This is a genomic window from Biformimicrobium ophioploci, from assembly GCF_030270605.1.
In the GTDB taxonomy this organism is placed as follows: Bacteria; Pseudomonadota; Gammaproteobacteria; order Pseudomonadales; family Cellvibrionaceae; genus Biformimicrobium; species Biformimicrobium ophioploci.
In genome coordinates this window covers 1-1258 of record NZ_BSYJ01000017.1, presented here as the reverse complement: position 1 = coordinate 1258, position 1258 = coordinate 1, and the positions used below count along the sequence as shown (strand labels likewise).

Below are 1258 nucleotides of genomic sequence, written 5' to 3'. Positions count from 1 at the left end.
AAGCTCATCCCGGGCGATTGCTTCTTTTCCAAAAGGAATGAACGAAAACAAGCCCATAACGAAGCAAGCTCTGCCCCAGGGTATTCCAACAATTGAGACAAATGCGATGATGCCGAAAACCCACCAAGCGATCCCCATGCAGAAACCGCCTAAGATAAGCCATAGTAGATTCCCTAAAAGCCTCATTTCATCTCTCTATTATTGATTTTCTCAAAACACACATAACGCCCGCGTAAGGCGCGACTAGCGACGCGCCGGTTTTTTGTTAAATTGTGAGCGCAGCGAGCAACAAAAAACCGAAGCAAAGCTTACGGAGTCGACCTTCACGCGCTTGTTAGTGCTCATTCAAGGACCTTTTCAACCCAATCCTGGTCGGCCTCGGCGATTCTTTTAATGTTAAGGGTGAGGTTGATATTCATCCCCTTTTCCTTCAAACAAGGATCACTTATGTCCTCAATAGAACCTACGCCTGCGTGGGAAGCAATGAGGCAACCAGAGAAACTTTTTAAAGCCGCACCTAATTCTACAGAGTCCATTTGGTCTATACAGGCATCGCGATAGGTTCTCAGCTTCTTAGCGCACTGCTCAACCTCTACACCTCCATAGCACGCCCGATATTCATCGCTATAGCATATCAAGAGAGGAAATTTATAAATATAAGATACCAATGCCTCTTCGTTAGCGTGCAGCTGAGAAGAGGCGAAAAGTATGAAAATTGATATTAGGATTCTGTTCATTTTACTCATGAGCACTAACGCCTGGCTCTGCGCGACATAGCGGCGCAGAGCTTTTGTGTAAAAATGTGAGCGCAGCGAACATCACAAAAGCGAAGCAAAGCTTATGGAGTCGGCTGCAGCCATTTGTTATGGGTTTCTAGCAGCTCAAGTTGTAAATATTTCTTATTGCAGGAAGCCCAGACCAGATCATTGCCTTACCGGAAACATACGTAATCTTCCCGGCACACTGCTCAATTGACTCCTCAATTTCCTTGGGCCGAAGGGCATCAAAATGATAAACCTTCAGACTAAGCACGGAGCTAGGCCCTCTCAGGGCAGAATGCTCTCTAGATGGAATTAGCCGCGGGCTTCCATCCGCTATATCCAAGTATCCTACTACCTTGACGCTCTTCCCATAGACTTTATCAAAGTGAGCTACGATCAGCGGCACATCCCCGACTTCTATATAGGGCTTTGACAAGCTGCCACACCCAGTCAGAAACAAAATACTCAATGCCGCAAATATTTTCATTGGCAACCCA

3 protein-coding genes are annotated in these 1258 nt (G+C 46.2%); all 3 read right to left on the bottom strand.

The genetic code is table 11. The features are described from left to right. Positions 1-138, bottom strand: a 138-nt coding sequence (locus QSJ80_RS15515) for a YccF domain-containing protein (RefSeq protein WP_285765380.1), incomplete at its 3' end; no start/stop codon positions are given. Positions 139-341: 203 nt separating this feature from the next. After that, positions 342-746, bottom strand: coding sequence for a hypothetical protein (locus QSJ80_RS15510; protein ID WP_285765379.1), 405 nt, complete (start codon positions 744-746; stop codon positions 342-344). A 127-nt stretch (positions 747-873) separates the two neighbouring features. Beyond that, positions 874-1258, bottom strand: a 385-nt coding sequence (locus QSJ80_RS15505; protein WP_285765378.1) for a putative periplasmic lipoprotein, incomplete at its 5' end; no start/stop codon positions are given.

Bases quoted from the DNA above. Each gene is read 5' to 3' on its own strand.
- QSJ80_RS15510 (WP_285765379.1), bottom strand. From the start codon at position 746: ATGAGTAAAATGAACAGAATCCTAATATCAATTTTCATACTTTTCGCC.